Origin of the sequence: Shewanella sp. W3-18-1, assembly GCF_000015185.1 — a bacterium.
GTDB lineage: Bacteria > Pseudomonadota > Gammaproteobacteria > Enterobacterales > Shewanellaceae > Shewanella > Shewanella putrefaciens.
Genome location: NC_008750.1, coordinates 1,227,475 through 1,244,942, shown reverse-complemented (window position 1 = coordinate 1,244,942; position 17,468 = coordinate 1,227,475). Strand labels below are relative to the sequence as shown.

Annotated in this window: 15 protein-coding genes; 4 read left to right on the top strand and 11 right to left on the bottom strand. The window is 45.2% G+C overall.

What is annotated here, in order from left to right; all coding sequences use genetic code 11:
- Positions 1–8: 8 nt before the first annotated feature.
- From SPUTW3181_RS05665 to SPUTW3181_RS05620, 10 genes are all read right to left on the bottom strand, one after another.
- Positions 9–377, bottom strand: coding sequence for a metal-dependent hydrolase (locus SPUTW3181_RS05665; RefSeq protein WP_011788464.1), 369 nt, complete (start codon positions 375–377; stop codon positions 9–11).
- A gap of 303 nt (positions 378–680) precedes the next feature.
- A complete protein-coding gene (locus tag SPUTW3181_RS05660; RefSeq protein WP_000811851.1) occupies positions 681–1,232 on the bottom strand; it encodes a MarR family transcriptional regulator in 552 nt (183 codons plus the stop codon).
- A gap of 22 nt (positions 1,233–1,254) precedes the next feature.
- The gene (locus SPUTW3181_RS05655; RefSeq protein WP_011788463.1) at positions 1,255–2,340 is read right to left on the bottom strand and encodes an ATP-binding protein; all 1,086 of its coding nucleotides are present in this window, start codon (positions 2,338–2,340) and stop codon (positions 1,255–1,257) included.
- 22 nt (positions 2,341–2,362) lie between these two features.
- The gene (locus tag SPUTW3181_RS05650) at positions 2,363–5,380 is read right to left on the bottom strand and encodes a type I restriction endonuclease subunit R (protein WP_011788462.1); all 3,018 of its coding nucleotides are present in this window, start codon (positions 5,378–5,380) and stop codon (positions 2,363–2,365) included.
- Between the two features lie 14 nt (positions 5,381–5,394).
- Positions 5,395–6,558, bottom strand: coding sequence for a DUF4268 domain-containing protein (locus SPUTW3181_RS05645; protein ID WP_011788461.1), 1,164 nt, complete (start codon positions 6,556–6,558; stop codon positions 5,395–5,397).
- 9 nt (positions 6,559–6,567) lie between these two features.
- Positions 6,568–7,857: a restriction endonuclease subunit S gene (locus SPUTW3181_RS05640; protein ID WP_011788460.1), complete on the bottom strand. Its 1,290-nt coding sequence runs from the start codon at positions 7,855–7,857 to the stop codon at positions 6,568–6,570.
- A 6-nt stretch (positions 7,858–7,863) separates the two neighbouring features.
- The gene (locus SPUTW3181_RS05635) at positions 7,864–10,287 is read right to left on the bottom strand and encodes a type I restriction-modification system subunit M (RefSeq protein ID WP_011788459.1); all 2,424 of its coding nucleotides are present in this window, start codon (positions 10,285–10,287) and stop codon (positions 7,864–7,866) included.
- 113 nt (positions 10,288–10,400) lie between these two features.
- Positions 10,401–11,324, bottom strand: coding sequence for a WYL domain-containing protein (locus SPUTW3181_RS05630; RefSeq protein WP_011788458.1), 924 nt, complete (start codon positions 11,322–11,324; stop codon positions 10,401–10,403).
- 321 nt (positions 11,325–11,645) lie between these two features.
- On the bottom strand, positions 11,646–11,945 hold the full coding sequence (locus SPUTW3181_RS05625) for a hypothetical protein (protein ID WP_011788457.1): 300 nt from the start codon (positions 11,943–11,945) through the stop codon (positions 11,646–11,648).
- Between the two features lie 87 nt (positions 11,946–12,032).
- On the bottom strand, positions 12,033–12,938 hold the full coding sequence (locus SPUTW3181_RS05620) for a 3'-5' exonuclease (protein ID WP_011788456.1): 906 nt from the start codon (positions 12,936–12,938) through the stop codon (positions 12,033–12,035).
- Positions 12,939–13,577: 639 nt separating this feature from the next.
- Between SPUTW3181_RS05620 and umuD the strand changes: the two genes are divergently transcribed.
- Positions 13,578–14,027: a translesion error-prone DNA polymerase V autoproteolytic subunit gene (umuD, locus tag SPUTW3181_RS05615; RefSeq protein WP_011788455.1), complete on the top strand. Its 450-nt coding sequence runs from the start codon at positions 13,578–13,580 to the stop codon at positions 14,025–14,027.
- 7 nt (positions 14,028–14,034) lie between these two features.
- Positions 14,035–15,303 carry a translesion error-prone DNA polymerase V subunit UmuC gene (umuC, locus tag SPUTW3181_RS05610; RefSeq protein ID WP_011788454.1) on the top strand — a complete coding sequence of 423 codons (1,269 nt, stop codon included), beginning with the start codon at positions 14,035–14,037 and terminating at the stop codon, positions 15,301–15,303.
- A gap of 10 nt (positions 15,304–15,313) precedes the next feature.
- Here the strand turns inward: umuC and mobI are convergent, their stop codons facing one another.
- Positions 15,314–15,757, bottom strand: coding sequence for a conjugative transfer protein MobI(A/C) (gene mobI, locus SPUTW3181_RS05605; protein ID WP_011788453.1), 444 nt, complete (start codon positions 15,755–15,757; stop codon positions 15,314–15,316).
- A gap of 464 nt (positions 15,758–16,221) precedes the next feature.
- On the opposite strand from mobI, the gene SPUTW3181_RS05600 reads away from it, so the two are divergent.
- Together SPUTW3181_RS05600 and SPUTW3181_RS05595 are read left to right on the top strand one after the other, a co-directional pair.
- On the top strand, positions 16,222–17,196 hold the full coding sequence (locus SPUTW3181_RS05600; protein ID WP_011788451.1) for a ParM/StbA family protein: 975 nt from the start codon (positions 16,222–16,224) through the stop codon (positions 17,194–17,196).
- Positions 17,197–17,198: 2 nt separating this feature from the next.
- Entirely contained in the window at positions 17,199–17,468 is a 270-nt protein-coding gene (locus tag SPUTW3181_RS05595) for a hypothetical protein (protein WP_011788450.1), read from the top strand.

Genomic DNA, 17,468 nt, shown 5'->3' with positions numbered 1-17,468 from the left:
CAAAACTCCTATAGTTTGCCAATTAAAGGAAGTGAGCGCGGTGTTGTCGCATCACAGAGCAAATGGCTGACATAAGCACATCCAGCGATTAGCCCAAGCCCGCGAAGACACTTATCAATTGCCTCTTCCGGTTGCCACTCATACAAATGTTTGAGACCAACACCTAGTGCAGTTAACACCAATAGACTGTGGCAAAACTGGCGATGGTGAGGGTTACCCAAAGAGGGTTCCAGAATATCTGGAAGCTTGCCAAATAGAGAGCCAACCGTAATGGCAGTTACAGGATGGTGACTGACAGCTTGTTTTTTGTTGTCCGCTAGGGCAACGGTTAAACCAACCGCAGCCCCGACGACCAAATGGGTTTTACCATTAGCCAAACTATTTCTCCTTCCTGACGCCTTTAAAAGGCGTTTTGTCAGATGTCTTTACATCCATGAATCGACCAGTATCAGCATCTCGCTTTACCCAATGTCCGCTTGGCGTCTGAGTCTGAGATCTACCTTTAACGGCACCGTTTCTGTGTCCGTCACCTGATGGGGGATTTGTAGCCATAAAGCCTCCTATTCTGCTTAACTTAATCACATTTATCAGATATTAATAAAAAAGATCCAAAGGATCTGATCAAATAATAAACTTATATTCTGATTAACGCAAGCAGATTAACCAGAAAACCAAAAAAACTACACAATTGATCGGTAGACAAATTCCAGTCCACCTGACTCTGCCACTTCTTTTTGACCTAACACAAGACCTGTAGCATGAAGCTTCTTTAATCGACCACTGGCATTCTGTGCTGAAATGTCAAAGTGCTTAGATACATGTGACGAAGTCACTGTCTTTTTTGCAATAACAAAATCTAGAAGCTCTTTGACAGTCGCACTGAGTTTTACACCAAGCACTTCGTAACCGCTATCGCTCTTGACTAGAAGAGGTTGATCCTTGGCTGTAGCGCCATAAGACCAATTATCCAGAAGGTCACGACTCGGTACATTAGAAAGGTAAAAACCTTTTTCTCCTTTCAATGCTTTAGCCAACGAGATTACACTTTCACGAGGAAAAGAAGCATCAGTGAATCGAATGCCTTCCAAGCTGATAGCAAAAATATCGCATGATGGGTGACCATCAACGATCTTTTTAATCTTCACATAGGCTTCACTACCTTCATCGTTACCAAAGGCATGGTCAGAACCTACGACTTCTGAAAGAAGAATTTTATGAGTTAACTGTTTCATCTGCTTAAGTTGACACTATTTATCAGAAATTGTCAACATAGAAGTCAAAACAGATGTGGGTTCCTGTGATAGGGACCAACCCTCGATCTTCAGAAACATTGATAAGTTGTCCCTTCGAGTATTCCAAAGCCAATGAGAAAGTTAGCTGCCTAATAACAATGATAACTTTCTCTTTGCTAGCGTGCTCTCGACTACTCTTAAAGCCTAGCCCCCGGCCTTTACCAAAGCGACTAACCTCACCAGATGTAAATGCTTTTTGAACGAGCGCAATGTCATTCTCAACACTTTCCGCTGAAAACTGTGCGTACAACTTCGGATGTTCACTTTGTAACGTTGTTCTCAAGGTAGCGGCAATACCTAAACCAGAGTCGGATATGACTGTTTGAATATGCTTTGGTTTATTATACGGTCGATACACTTGCAGACCTGCTAGTCCAGGTATTTTGGATTCACTGTGATCAGTAACGTTGCCTACAAGCTCTGAAAAAACAGTCTTAGCCGCTAAGAAATAGCTAACTGAAGAATGCTCTACAAACCTGTCGCCCAAACGAATTACAAGCTCCTTGTTTTGGGTTGGCTGTGCAATTTCTCCTAGTTCGACCAAGGTATCGCTATTATCCCGATAAGTTTTAGCAGCTGACAAAACGGGCCTTTCAGGAAGACAAGTGACACTTTGATTAAGATAATCAAAGAAGCCATTTCTGCTGAAAAAACTGTGAGTATTAGGACATGCTGTAGTATCCATCACCACATCTTTACCATTCGCAGTAAGCTGATTCGCGAGAGCAAGAAAACGGGCCAATGCTATCAGCAAAAACTTACAATCGATGCCGAATCTAAATGTTATCTTGTTTGCATCTTTTTGATACGCAAGCTTACCGATAGCACTCTCAAAGGCTTTATCATCAATCCAACCTGTAGCGAAATCAATTTCCACATGCTGAGCCCGTATCAAGCACCATTCATGATTTGAATTTTTCACAAACGTATCCTGGTTTTTGTGAAGAAACGAGTTCACTTGAGACTTATCCAGTCCCAGCTCCTTGGCAATTTGACGTCCTTTCAGGCCTGGTGACCCATTTAACAACTCTGAGACTGCCTTCAGCAAACCATCACTCCTTTCTTCCTACCTACATACCTACCATTCGTTGCATACTTTGCGTCCACGACGCTTTAAATGCTGAATCTCCTGCGAACAACTTGTAGAGCTCAAGTTCATCTTTACGGCGTTGCAGCATAATTTCCTTGAGCATTTTTTCGAAAGCCAAATCTCGATTATGAGGATCTGGGTTGTTTTTGTATTTAGATTCGAAATCTGGGTGATTGCGGATACTCTCAGCGATGTTCACAAACTTAACTTTTTGCTCTTCAGGTGTGGCACTCCAGCCCTGGAACCATCGCTCATTAAATGTGCGAATGATTTCATCCAGCGGGTCAGTTTCTTTTTCACCGCCATGCGCCCCACGTGGGTTCGGATTTTGAGGATCAAGCTCCGCTTCTTGGTCACTAAGTTTAATGCTGTGGTTAAGCTTCACACGTTGCAAACCGTATGAACTCAGATCGACAGAATCAAGAAGCTCATCAATAGCATCTGCATCAGGATCTTCCACTTTCAATTTCGGTATTAAAAACTTCAGGAACCAAAACAGTTTTTCCCAGCTGACCATTTCATAAGGCATGATAGAAGCCATCTGCCCATAGATTTTAACGAACTGTTTGGCTTTAATCTTAAAGTCCACTTTAGCTTCAGCTTCAAGCTCCAGCTCATGGTCGAACCGGGCTGCTGCAACATCAATGATTGGGCTGAGTGTTTGGGCGTCTTCATTCTTGAAATAACGCGTCACAAAGTCTTCAACCTCATACCACTCGTACACACCGACATCGTCCATTTCATCTTTCAACTCGTGCAGTACGTTTATATCTGTAGCTTGGGACAATGAAGTTGCTGTGTAGAAAGGATCGAATGCTGACTGAATATCTTCAACCGAGTTGAAAAAATCTAAAACAAACAAGTCTTCAGTTTTTTTACCCCATTTTGGCGCACTTCGATTGAGACGAGATAATGTCTGTACACACAAGACACTGGCGAGCTTCTTGTCCACATACATGGCGCAAAGCTTAGGCTGGTCAAAGCCTGTCAGATACTTGTTCGCAACCACTAAAAGTCGATACTCATCGGTATCAAACATATCTTTGGTATCTGACTCGGCAAAACCATTAATATCCGCTTCGGTATATTCAATACCGTCAACTTCTTTGATTCCTGAGAAAGCAATGGCAACTTTAAACGGGTTTCCTTGCTCCTCAAGTATCCGCCTAATCGCTTTGTAGTATCGAATGGCCGTCTCAATATTTTGAGTGACCACCATTCCCTTACCTTTACCTTTGAGCTTTTTCGCATTCACGACATGTGGAACAAAATGCTCCAGCATAATCTCTGCCTTGGTATCAATCGTTTGCTGGCTTCGCTCTACATAAGCTCTGAGTTTTTTCTGCGCCTTTTTGGTATCAAACTCAGGGTTATCAGCGATTGATTTCTCAATCTCATAATAACTTTTGTACGTCGTATAATTTGCCAGCACATCCAAGATGAAGCCTTCTTCAATGGCTTGTTTCATCGAATACAAGTGAAACGGCTTGAAAGAGCCATCTTCTTGGCGTTGACCAAATTTCTCCAAAGTGCTGTTTTTTGGTGTCGCTGTAAATGCCAGATACGATGCATTCCCGCGCATCTTGCGCGATTTCATCGCCTGAAGGATTTTATCCTGAGCATCTTCTGCCTCTTCGATTTCAGACTTGCCCATCGCTCGGTTCATATTGTCATGCGCCGAACCAGACTGTGAGCTGTGTGCTTCATCGATGATCACCGCAAAGCGCTTGTCACTAAGATCGGCGATACCATCAATAATGAACGGGAATTTCTGAATCGTCGTTATAATGATCTTTTTGCCATTCTCCAGCGCCTGCTTAAGCTCAGATGACTTGTTCGCCGGGGCAATAATGTTCTTTACTTCAGAAAACTCTTTAATGTTATCCCGCAGCTGCTTGTCCAATAGGCGTCTATCGGTGACCACAATCACAGAGTCAAACAACGGCTGCTCCAGGCTTTTTCCACCGGCCACATCAGACGATGCAGGATAGGTTTCAATTAACTGATAAGCAGCCCAGGTAATCGAATTAGACTTACCTGACCCGGCAGAGTGTTGAATTAAGTAAGTCTGACCGACACCGTGCTGGGCGGCATGGTCTACCAATTTTCTCACCACATCCAATTGGTGGTATCGAGGAAAGAATAAGGTTCGCTTTGGTAATGGATCTTTGCTTGACCCATCCAGACGCACAAAATGCTGAATAATATTCGCCAAGCTTTCTTTAGTGAATACTTCTTGCCATAGGTATGCCGTTTTATGGCCAGTTGGGTTAGGTGGATTACCCTGTCCAAGATTGTGTCCTTTATTGAACGGCAAGAAGAAGGTACTGCCACCTGATAACTTGGTGGTCATATACACTTCGTCGGTATCGACCGCCATATGCACTAGGCAGCGGCCAAAGGTCAGCAAGGCTTGCGTTGCATCTCGATCATCTCGATACTGCTTTTGGCCGTGATAACGTGCTGTTTGCCCCGTCCATGCGTTCTTCAACTCCAGCGTTATCAATGGTATTCCGTTGATAAACAATACCATGTCGATTTCTTGTAGGGGATTTGCCATGGAATAGCGCACTTGGCGAGTACAACTAAACACATTGTCTGCAAAGTTTTGCTTTACCTTCTCACTACTGCTCGCCAAAGGGGCTGGATAGAGCAAATTGAAATGAGCATCGTCTACGCTTAGCCCTTTCTTAAGTAAATGCAGAATGCCATGCTTCTTAATCAGTCGGTCAAATCGTTCAAGTAACTTACGCTGCCAATCTGAGGGGTTGTTCTTTTGCAGTTTGGCCAACTCTTCTTCTTGTGTCTTTTGCAGAAACTGCCAGAAAAAACGCTCATCAATGGCATATTGCATATTAAAGTCACTAGCAGCACCAATGAAGTATCCAGCACCCAGTGACTGCTGACTCAGCCCCTCTTTGAGCTCTTCAGTACTGATCCCAGCCAGACATTTCTCAATGGCCGACTCTAATGCTTGTTCATTGGTTTGACTGACCATAATTGTAAGTTCCCTTAATCAAAATTCTTCTGTTTCATTGCCTCAGCCGCTTTTTGCAGCGGTCCTTTCAAGGCTTTTTCTAACTTTGTCATCTGCTCTAAGTGCCACGCAACCGCTTGGGGCCAAGTCTCTTTGTTAAACCCATCAGCTTTGGTCGAAAACTGGATACGGCAAGATTTCTTCTCATCCAGTCTCATCCACTCAAGTTCTGCACCAAAAGTATGCTCAATGTCTTGTTTGGACTGACTCAACAAATCAAAAAGGTATTTATTCTCTTCGGTAACCCCACGGCTGATCCAAAGCTCTACTCGAAGCTCTTTTTGCAGAAATATCAGGTTATACGGACACCCACTTAGCCCTGAGCCTGCTGATAACCAATGATCTTTGCTTGGGCTAATATTGTTATAGAGTTGGCAAGAGCTTTTCTGAAACGCCTCTAAGGCACGCTCCCAGTACTCGCGACGCACGGTATGGCGGTTTTTTAGTACCACTTCGGTGGTTTTTTCTTCCGCTTCCTTAGCATTAATACCGATCATCAACTCTTTCGCTTCTGGCGTTGGGATGATCTGGTCAATATTAATCAGTAGCTGTTCACCCAGTGAATAAGGAGTGATTTTGAAGCAGGCAATGCTAATGCCTTGACCCAATAACCATAGCGCTGTGCTGGTCACTTCCTTGCGAAAGTTTGCCGCAACCAACATAATGCGCTGGCTGTTACCCAGGTTGAGTTTTAACTCATCGAGATCGGGCGCATCCAAAAACTCACATATTCTCGCCGAAGCACTTGAAGGGGTATTTAACAGGTCAACCTCTCCTGCTACAGGCTCATAGCGGTCTAAGTACTGCTGGTAAATTTCAACTATTTGCGCTTTGGTTAAACTTGCACAGTACGAGGCATATTTAAGCGCCTGCCACACCACATCTCGGCCACTGTCGTCCAGCTTGTTTTCAATAATGACCAAGTTGCCATCTTTATCCAGTGCCAGTAAATCTAGGCGTTCACGGGTATCATCAAAGCCATCAAACTCCTTTTGAATAATCAGTAGCTCTTCACCCAGTGCGGAAGGCTCGTGTGCCAACCATTCCTGAAGATGCTTGCGCTCTGTAAAGCCCAACTCACTGAACTTCTTTGTCCTAACAGGACTGATTCTGTTGGTTTGATGATTTACCGTGAACATAATCGCGTCCTATTGCTCAATCATTTCTGGGGTGATTTTTATTTTCCCTGTCACGGCGCTGTTGATCAGGGAGGTTTTGTATTCTTTGAGCTTTTCGATTTGTGCAAATAGCAACTCAATGCCTTCATCAGAAGACTTCATAAAAGCGCTGACGTAGTTAGCTATTTCTTTTTGCTCTTCAATGGGCGGAATAAACAAGTCAACCTTTGAAAAGTTGTCAAAATTTAGGTCTTGACCATCTCTAATGAAACTTGCTGTCTGCTGCAAAGCTGCGATGTAAGAGGGTAGCTTTAATAAATACCCATAGAAAGAAGGATCAATTTCATCTAATGCTCTCAGGACTACATAGGAGGACCGGATACATCCTTGCGACCAGGCACGCTCTAAGCCGCCTTGGAAACTTCTCATGCTGATTACAAAGTCGTCCTTTTCGACGTGCTTTCTTTTATCTAAATGAAACTGAATTTTGACAACGCGTTTACCCGTTAACTCTTCATACTGGTCTTGCGGTATAACACCATAAGCTTGAGTTGCAGAAAGCTGTACGTCATCTTTCCAAGCCCGCTCTTTTCTTTGAGTAAATACAAACTTGCTACGACGGACTTCCCAATGCGCTGGAACCTTACCAATCCAATCCACACCGGAGTCTTTCATTGGCACATTGGGGTCAAGCCCTTGGGTCACCGCCTGTTGGATGATGATCTGCTTACGCTCTTTAAGCAGGCTAATTTGCTGTTCTTTGATAGCTATAGCTTCGTCTACTTGTGCTGTTTTCTTTTCGAGGTAGTTGGCAATAAGGGATTGTTCTTCTAGAGGTGGAAATACCAGCAAGCTATTCGCAATATGGTTAAAACTAATTGTTTGTCGTACCCCTGAACCCAATAGCTTCATGTAAGCAACATCGTATCTGTGCAAAAGATATTTGAAATACTGCTTTTGCAGTTCTTCCTTTTCTTTAATGACGATATATCCTGCACTAACAACCACATCGATTTCTGAAAGAGCAATTCTCAAACTAATCAAGTCGTAATTTAGATTTAACGGATTTATTAAAAACTCACCAGATAATACCTCCTGATAAGAGGCTTTAGTGCTCAGTAATATCTTTTCATCATCTTTTGTAACAACTTTTCCAAAACTAATAGCACCGCTATTCAAGCTCATATTTGGCCGATGCTTCTTTTCATAAAAGAGATGCTTTAACTTTCTAATATCCCAGTGTTCCGGTACATCACCAATCCAGCCCTCGGTAGAGTCCTTGTAAGTTTGATATTTAGGCATTTCAGCAATATTTATCATAACTGCTTACCCCTGAACCTTTTCTACTGCGACGCCCAATATCTGCGCAATAAGACCTTCGGCTTTTTGTTCTAGGTTGATAATATCGGTTGCGACCTCCTCTAAACTACGCAGCGGTTTATGACGGTAGAAATACTTATTGAAGCTGATTTCATAGCCAATTTTTACCGTATCTAGGTTTATCCATGCTTCATCAACATGAGGCTTCACTTCGTCTAGGAAGTACAGGTAAATGCTTTGCTTCAGTGGGACAGATTCTGTGTCACGCAGGTCTGAGTTGGTCTCGTAAGTAATGAACTCGCCTTTTTTGCCGCCTTCTGTTGTAGGAACGGGGTAATAACCAAAATCTGGCAGGTCAGCGACTTCACACTCATAGCGCTCCAGCAGGTCGTTTAATTTATCACCCGTTAATTTAACGATCTTTTTCACCACTTTCTTGGCGGTTTCGTCATACCAGCTCACCGCGTTCAGGATGGCATTTTTCTCAGGTGCTGAAAGCTTAATAGCATGGGCTTTTAGCGATTTATCAACTTGGGTTTTAAAACTATTGAAGTCATCAAATTCAATGCTACCGATGTCAGCCATCAGCGTTTCTGCCGTTTCAAGCAATGCTTTAAGCGCCAGCCAATGTTTCACATCGAGCAGTTTTGCTTTAGCTTTGGCATTGAGACTGATGTCGTTATCTTCACACCAAGAAAGAATGTCTTTCTCAATGGATTTCAAGAAGCTCTTTTTCTTTTCAGTACCATAGCCAGTTTTTTCGTAAACACGTTCGCCGTGCTCTGCGTACACGTACTCCATCACTTCACTAAGCTGCTTATCAAAACGCAGTGGGGCTATTGCGTCTTGAGTGAACTTGGCTCTTCGGCGGTCTGGGCGCTCGATAGTGACTTTGTAATAGCCAAAGTCGTCATTGCTAAACACTTTGCTGGCTATGCCAACAGGATCATTGTTTGCATCAAGTGCTCTTTCAACGCCCACACACGCGAGGTAAGTATCGGTAATTTCCGTGATGTGCGCAGGCGCAAATTCGCAGTTTTTGTTACCTAAGTTCTTACGCAACTTACGGTATAGCAAGCTAGCATCAATCAGTTGCACCTTACCTTTACGTGCCTCGGGTTTATTGTTGTTCAACACCCAAATGTAAGTGGTAATGCCGGTGTTATAGAACAGGTTATTAGGTAACTGAACGATGGCATCTAGCATGTCGTTTTCAATGATGAAGCGACGAATGTTACTTTCGCCACCGCCCGCATCACCGGTAAAGAGCGATGAGCCATTATGAACAGAAGCAATCCGGCTGCCTAATGGGCTTACGCTTGGATCTTTCATCTTGTTGACCATTTCCATTAAGAAGAGCAGCTGGCCATCACTTGAACGTGGCGTGGCATCCACCACTTCGAGATTTCCCCAATAGTCTTTCAGGCTAACCTTAAAACGCGGGTCAATCACATCACTGCCGTCTTTAATGTGCTTCTGTTCAGACGCCCAACTCTTACCATATGGCGGGTTAGACAACATAAAGTCAAAGCGTGAAGCCGCGAACTCATCGGTAGACAAGGTTGAGCCTACTTTGATGTTCTCAGGGTTGTTGCCTTTGATCATCATGTCCGATTTACAAATCGCGTAGGTCTCGTCGTTGATCTCTTTGCCGTAAAGGTAAACATCACGGCTGTCGTTAGGGTATTTCTCTTCAATGAAGTTTTGAGATTCAGTCAACATACCACCACTACCACACGCAGGATCATATACTGTCATGGTAAGCGGCAACTGGTCTTTCACAGGGTCAAACACCAGGTGCGTCATCAGTTCAATAACTTCACGTGGCGTAAAGTGTTCGCCTGCTTCTTCATTGTTTTCTTCGTTGAACTTGCGGATCAACTCTTCGAACACATAACCCATACCCAGGTTAGTAAGGGCTGGCATCTTGTTGCCATCCGGGTCTTCGACCGTTTCATGAGTTAAATTGATGTAAGGGGAAACAAACTTTTCGACGACATCAAGAAGGACTTGCTTTGAGGCCATGTGACGAATTTGCGATTTAAGGTTAAAGCATTCAATGATCTCTTTAACATTATCGCTAAAGCCAAGCAGGTACTCTTCAAAGTTGGCGAGTAATATCTGTTGGTTATTTGTTGCGGTGTTGAATAGGGATTTCAGCGTCCATTTAGATGTATTGTAAAAGACATAGCCACTGGCCGCCTTCAATGGTTCATCATCAAGCTCCGTGGCTTGCATCTCTTCTTTTTGGAACTTTACCTCTTCAAGCACCGCTTCTTTGGTGGGTTCAAGTAACGTATCTAAACGTCGTAATACCACCATAGGTAAAATCACATCACGGTACTTACCGCGAACGTACACATCCCGTAAACAGTCGTCGGCAATATTCCAAATAAATGAGATGAGCTTGTTATGTACACTATGATCCATTTTCTTTTCCTGTTCAGTGTTGGTTGCACCCCACTAGGTTGCTGCAACGGCTTCACTATAAATTTAAAATTCTGTTCTTTATGTAACGTCTCAATGGTCGCTACATCGTTCGATTAACTTGTTCTACCCGGCGCAATACTTAAGTTTGTGACACCATAAAGAGCCTGGCTGTTACGCAACCAAAGCTGATACTCAAAGCCCATTAATGAGTGTTCCGTAGAACAATCCACATGCCATTGGCGTAGCAAATAGCCAGCGGTTGCTGCTCTAATCTCAACCTTTAGAACGCCACCCGTCATGCCATAGTCCAGCTCTATCGCTTCGCTGTGCTCAATACGTGGGTGTGGCACTAACTCAAGCTCTACAAATCTGTTCCATTGCCGGTCTTGGGTTTCGAGCTCCGTTTCAGACAAAGTGGAATCTTCAAGCACAACCGCAGCTTTAATGCGGGTCAATACAAAGTCACGGAACTCACCATGCTTGCGGTCAAAACCACGAACATGCCAACGCAGGCCATTGTCCACCAGCGTATGCGGTACAATTTCACGCGTTGTTTCACCGCTCGATAACGACACATAGGTGATGCTCAAGGCTTTGCCTTTGTTTATGGCCTCGGTGACTTTCGCCACTATCGATAAACTCGGCTTGTTGAGGTGATAAGGCGCTTCACAAGCAAGGGGTGGTTTTACCTTGCCAGTGAAGCCATCACCGTACCCTTGGCTAATGGTTGCCAGTGTTCTCACAACGTCGTACTCGAACAATGGGGCAAAAGCTTCACCACGCTTATGCAATTTGAGCTTTTGGTCATACTCAATGTTGCCTGGTGCAAGCTCTCGGTACATTGTGAAGTCTTTCGTTGCTTGTGCAGCGGCTATGCTGAAGCGATCGACTAAATCCGCCCGTACCGCTTCTCCCTTAAACAATAAGGTGAAATCGATGTGGGCAATGCGATCCCTGGTTGCTTGTGGCAACTGCGCTATCTGCGAAAGCCTATCTGACTTCGCCACTACCGTTTGTTTCAGACCATCATTTGTCATGCGTCTTGTTTATCCAATTCAACCAGATTCTTAATACTCTGCTTATAAAGTAAGGACCGTCATGGCGTAATCACATTGAATAGTGTCACTCAATGCTGCTCTTAATCCGCAATGACTTAGCAATCTCTAACGGTTGAAGCTGGACAGATGGTCATAAAACACTGAATAGGCTTCAACCTAATTAATTTTATTAGGTATCATCCTATCACAAATTATTTTGTAGGGAAGACTAAGCGGCAACTTTTTGATCTGGATTGCAATTGCCGCTCAGGTATGGGCGTGAAGACCTTGTTTGGTGCCATCGATGATAGTTGCTATCAATCAATGCGCTACCCGAACCAGTGACACCACGATGTTACCGCGCTGAGATCCCCCTTTGTCCGACTCTGTAGACATCAGGACTCGTTGCTCACTCTCTCGAACGCGCCTGGCAACTTCTGCCTGGGCAGGCAGCAATGGCAGCATCCCTTCAGCAATCGCGTCTGGTGCAGACTCTTGGCCACAAGACATCAAGTGCTTCCATGGATCTTTAAGAAAGCGCTCGAACGTGATGCCAAATTCAATGATGCGGGCAGAGACGAAGATTTCGCCCCAGTATTCAATGTAGGTGTCTTGGTACATGGAAAGATTCCTCTTGTTGGTTAAACCATGAGTTCACTTTCCATTTTCCAGAGGTTTTCAAATATGCAAGGCTTACCTTGTAGAGAGCTACAAAGCTTTAAATCGATTACGGGCATCTTTGTAGTCATAGTGGGCATGTTCTGAGCCACGATGATACAAATCATCCAGGTAAGTTTGTTCCTGCGGCAACTCGTCTTCGCTGATTTCGCGCCACCAATGTTTGTTGGCACCTTTAACACCGTCATGCCAGCGGTAACCACGCTCTTTCAAATAGTCCTTTACGTCAAACGGCGCACCAAACGCACGAACTAACACAGTTCGCCTGTCTGCTTCAGACAACAAGTTTGCAACGGACTCGGGCAACAAATGGAACAACCAGGCCATCGCGAAACAATCAGTTGCAGCTCGGTGTCCTTCATAAAACCAACCTAAGCGAAGCAGCAGGTACTCAAGCTTTCGACTTTCAAAACCCAGCGCCTTCCAATCTATGCCACTGGCTGAACAGGCCCAAGATAGATGTCCTAATGCAGCAAACCGCTTTTCAAAGAAAGGACGATCAAACTGCGCATTGTGTGCAACCACCAGCGGATCATCGGATAACCAACTCGCTACCAGTGAATCATCAATGTGCTGGCCTTGAACCATATCATCGGTAATACCGGTTAACTCGGTAATCAGCTCGGGGATTGGCTTGCCGGGATCTTCATACAGGCTGATCACATCAACAATCGACACAATCCGCTTAGCAGAGGGGCTGTAAAGCACCTTAACCATACCAAGCTCAATAATGGACTCGTCATCGGCAGACAGTCCGGTTGTCTCTGTATCGAGCAGCACCATTGGCCGTTCATCACCGACCACAGGAGAAAGTTCAAGTGGCCAAGTCTGCGGCTCACGCGTTAATGGAATACGCTCCAGCAATCTAAAATCTTCTGGTCTTTCTGGGATATCCGCGAGGCGCTCTAGCGGAAATGGCGCAGGGGCTCTTGTCATTGATGGTTCCTCTTCAATTCTATTGTTCGCTTTGGGTTATTTAACTGTGCCACAGGTTGTACAAAATGCACCTTGGATACCTCAGCGTTTTTTTAATCTTTCTACTGGGTGAACCTATGTATGAAGGCTTTGACTAAGCCTTTCAGAAAGCCTTAGCTAAACCGTTTAGGTAACCCTTACCGATACCCTTTACGTATGGCTTAGCCAACCCCTTTTCAAACGGTTGAAAAAGGCTTTAACTGAGTTCGACTGAGCATTTTAATGATGCTCCTGACTTCGCTTTAAGCCAGTAAATTCAATACGAAGCAGAATTTTACTAACTGTTTTTAAACCCTTTGCAAAGGGTTCAACAAGCCTTGTTTGACGGTTACTTGACCCATGCGTTAACCAGTAGCAGTAACAGGATCAGTAACAGAAACAAGAGCAGTAGGCAGAAGCAGTATTGTCCAAGCCTTGCAGGCTTTGGCGAGCGCGAGCAATCCCCACATCTAGTTTTTCATCACAAAAAAGAAATCACCCACGACACAACGTCTTACTCGAACAACTACAGTTTTACCTACAATTTTACTTGTAGAAATCAGCATAGCATTAGATACTGTATAAACAAACAGTACTAATTGTGATTTTTCGAGGTTCGTCATGAGTGTCTCGCTGATAGGCCGTAGCGGCGCACTTGCCTTCATCAAAGCCAAGCGCCTTCGTATTCCATTGTTTATGGAACGTGTTTCTGCTGGTTTTCCCTCACCAGCGCAGGATTATGTTGAGCAAACGCTCGACCTTAACGAGCTGTGCATCAAGCGACCGGCTGCAACGTTCTTTGTGCGTGTTGAAGGTGATTCAATGATTGATGCCGGGATTCACCCAGATGATATTTTGGTGGTTGATCGCTCTGTCCAAGCCGAACACGGTGACATTGTCATCGCGGGTATCCATGGTGAACTCACGGTAAAGGAGCTTCAACTAAGGCCGTGCGTCAAGTTGATCCCAAGAAACCAAGCGTATGAGCCCATCCATATTCCTGAAGGGACAGAGTTAGAGATATTTGGCGTGGTTACCAATGTGGTGCGAAACATGCGCCGCAAGTCGTGACTAGCCCATGCCTGTATTTGCCTTGGTGGACTGCAACAACTTTTACGCCAGTTGTGAGAAGCTGTTTCGTCCTGATTTAAAAGATACGCCGGTTGTGGTGCTGTCCAACAATGACGGCTGCGTGGTTGCACGCTCGCGTGAAGCTAAGTTACTCGGTATTAAAATGGGCGTACCCGTTTTTCAAATAAAAGCTGAAATGCAGCGCAATGGTATTTTGGCATTCTCGTCCAACTATGCGCTGTATGCAGATTTAAGTAGTCGAGTGATGCGCACTTTGGAAGAGATGGCACCACGAGTAGAGGTTTACTCCATTGACGAAGCGTTTTTGGACTTAACCGGTATTGAGTCTGCCATATCTCTTGTCGAGTTCGGACAACAAGTGCGAGAGCGCATAGGCCACTGGATTGGGATCACCGTCTGTGTAGGGATTGCACCGACTAAAACACTCGCCAAACTGGCAAACCATGCCGCTAAAAAGTATCCAGCCACTCAGGGCGTTGTAGACCTGACCAATCCAGAACGGCAACGTCGATTGCTCGCATTAGTTCCGGTTGATGATGTTTGGGGCGTTGGTAGACGGCTTTCTAAGCGTTTAAATACGTTGGGTATCACCACAGCCTTAGACCTCGCCAATGCCTCTCCTAGAGCCATCAGAGACCAGTTTTCGGTGGTTTTAGAAAGAACCGTCAGAGAGCTCAATGGTGAGTCGTGCATTGAACTTGAAGAGATCCCGCCAACTAAGAAGCAAATCGTCTGTAGCCGTTCATTTGGCGCAAAAGTAACGCAATTTGAATTGTTACGTGAGGCCGTATGCGAATACGCAACCCGCGCCACGGAGAAGCTACGCAAAGAACAGCAGCAAGCCAAAGTGATGACCGTGTTCATACGAACCAGCCCCTTTAAGGACAACGAGCCGCAGTACAGCAATTCCGCATCCGGTGAGTTACTGATCCCCAGTTGCGATACGCGGGATTTTATCGAGCTGGCCAATCACTTACTCAAGCGAATTTGGAAGGATGGTTTTCGTTATGCCAAAGCGGGCGTCATGCTGTCTGACTTTTACGATCCTAGCATGTTTCAACCAGGACTATTCGATGACGTATCGACCCGCTCTAATAGCCAACAGTTAATGTCTGTATTGGACACCATTAACCAAAGCGGTGCCGGAAAGGTTTTCTTTGCTGGACAAGGTACGAAGAAAGATTGGTCGATGAAGCGAGAGCATTTGTCTCCCGCCTACACAACACGCTGGGACCAGTTGCCGAGAGTGAAGTAGCGCAGTTAACTCAATAGGCATTCACTCTGCGACGCAGCATGTTGAGCTTATCTACTTGGCGTCGAACATCACTGAAGAATTCTTCTTTCTCCATGGCCAGCGCTAACTCCCATTCTTTGGCTAGACCTTGGCAGTCCAAAAATGCGTATCTCAGCTTCGTCTTTGAAATACGCAGTCCCTTACTAAAGACCACGCGCTTGCCTCGTTGACCGTGAAAACTGTTGATGTACCACTCTATGCCAAAGCCATACTTAAAGTCTCTGATACGGACACCAAGCAGGCCCCAATCTTTAAAGGGCTCATTCTCTCGAACCTTGTAATGGGTAACCCAAAAGTCATCAACTTCAGCTCTTGCCAGTGCTTTTAGCCTGTCCGTTTCTTGCTGAAGTAAATCTGATACCTCTGCTTTCCATTGTTCATTGACGATTTCTACCAAACCAATTTCCTCACCCAATTAACCCCAAAAGCCAAAACCACTATCCGTTTGGCTTTTGGATCGAAACGCCAAACGTAAAACTACCGTCACAATCACTGTTTGGCGTCTCGATATAAATCAACTCGCGCAATCCCATACCTGACAAGGGATACAGCCCGATTTCACTTAAAAACGCCTAAAAAGACGTATCGTCATGAAGATACAAACCGTTTGGCGAGTTCAGGCCAGAATGCAAACGACGTTTGGCGTCTCGATTTTTTTGGCTCAGTCATCCGCCGCCAAACAGCGCCTATTCTCATACTTTTGCGAAAATGCAATAGGCAGATAGATGAAAGGATTTGTCACCTTTCTGCCCACCGCCAATGCACCGAATCCTGATAATGACATTTGAGTGAACCGCCAGAGCACTTGGAAATGCCCAAGCGTGGCCAGTGCGGTTGATTGAAAACCGTTAGAGCACTTTGAGTGCACAGGAGATAAGTATGTTTGTACTAGGCGTAGATATCGGTTACTCAAACCTGAAGCTGGCAATTGGCCAATCAGGCAGTGAACCGAAAACCATTATTCTGCCTGCGGGTGCCGGTCCTGCGGATCGTATGCCAGAGCGTATCGGTGGAGGCGATGATGAAACTTGTTTGTATGTATCTGTCGATAATGAGCGTTGGGCCGCTGGTGTGCCTGCTGGACGCCTTCAAGGCTGGGAACGAGAGCTTCACCCGGAATATCCGACCACAAAAACCTATAAGGCGCTTTTTCATGCCGCCTTGTTAATGGCTGAAACTGAGTCCATCGATTTGGTTGTCACTGGATTACCGGTTTCCCAGTTTCATGAACCACAACGTAAGTCTGACCTTGTGCAGCGTTTAAAAGGTGTCCATCAAGTAACGCCTAAGCGCAGCATCACAGTTCATGATGTCAAAGTGCTGCCGCAGCCTGCCGGTGCCTATATGGATCTGGTTCAAACAGGTGGTGATTTGGGCTTGATTGAAGAAGGTCGCGTCGTCGTCATAGATCCCGGCTTCTTCTCTGTTGACTGGGTTGCCCTTGAGGCCGGAGAAATTCGCTACAGCTCATCAGGAACCAGTCTTCAGGCAATGTCCGTGCTACTGGAAACGATTGATAAGCTGATTTCAGAAGATCATGGTGCCAAAGTCGGAATGGATCGACTTGAAAAAGCCATGAGAACCGGCGACTTGCAGGTCCTGCTATTTGGAGAAAAAGTCGATATTTCACCTTATCTGAATGCTGCCACGAAAAAGGTAGCGCCTATTGCTCTCACAGCCATGCGCCAATCTATGCGCGACGAAAGCATTAATGCGGACTTGGTATTGATCGCTGGGGGTGGAGCCTTGGCTTATAAGGAAGCGGCCAAGGAGATTTTTTCACGAAGCAAGATCATCGTGCCGGAACAGTCTGTTTTGGCGAACGTCCGAGGCTTCTGGTTTTATGGGGCCTGATCATGAGAGTTGTCGTCAACATTCCCCCAGGGAGCCACCCTGAACTGCTCAAAGAATTAGAAAAGACGCCGCCACGGGAACGCGCTGAGCGTCTGCGGATGCTGGCCACCTTTGGGTTAATTCACATGAGCCAACCCAATCTATCCACGATATCTGTACCGGTGGATGGCATTGCACCAGATGGTGAAGTTACTTCTATGAGTACAGCGCCAGAACCCAAAGAAGAATCACGTAAACAATCATTAAAATCCAAACTAGGGCTGGGCTTATAA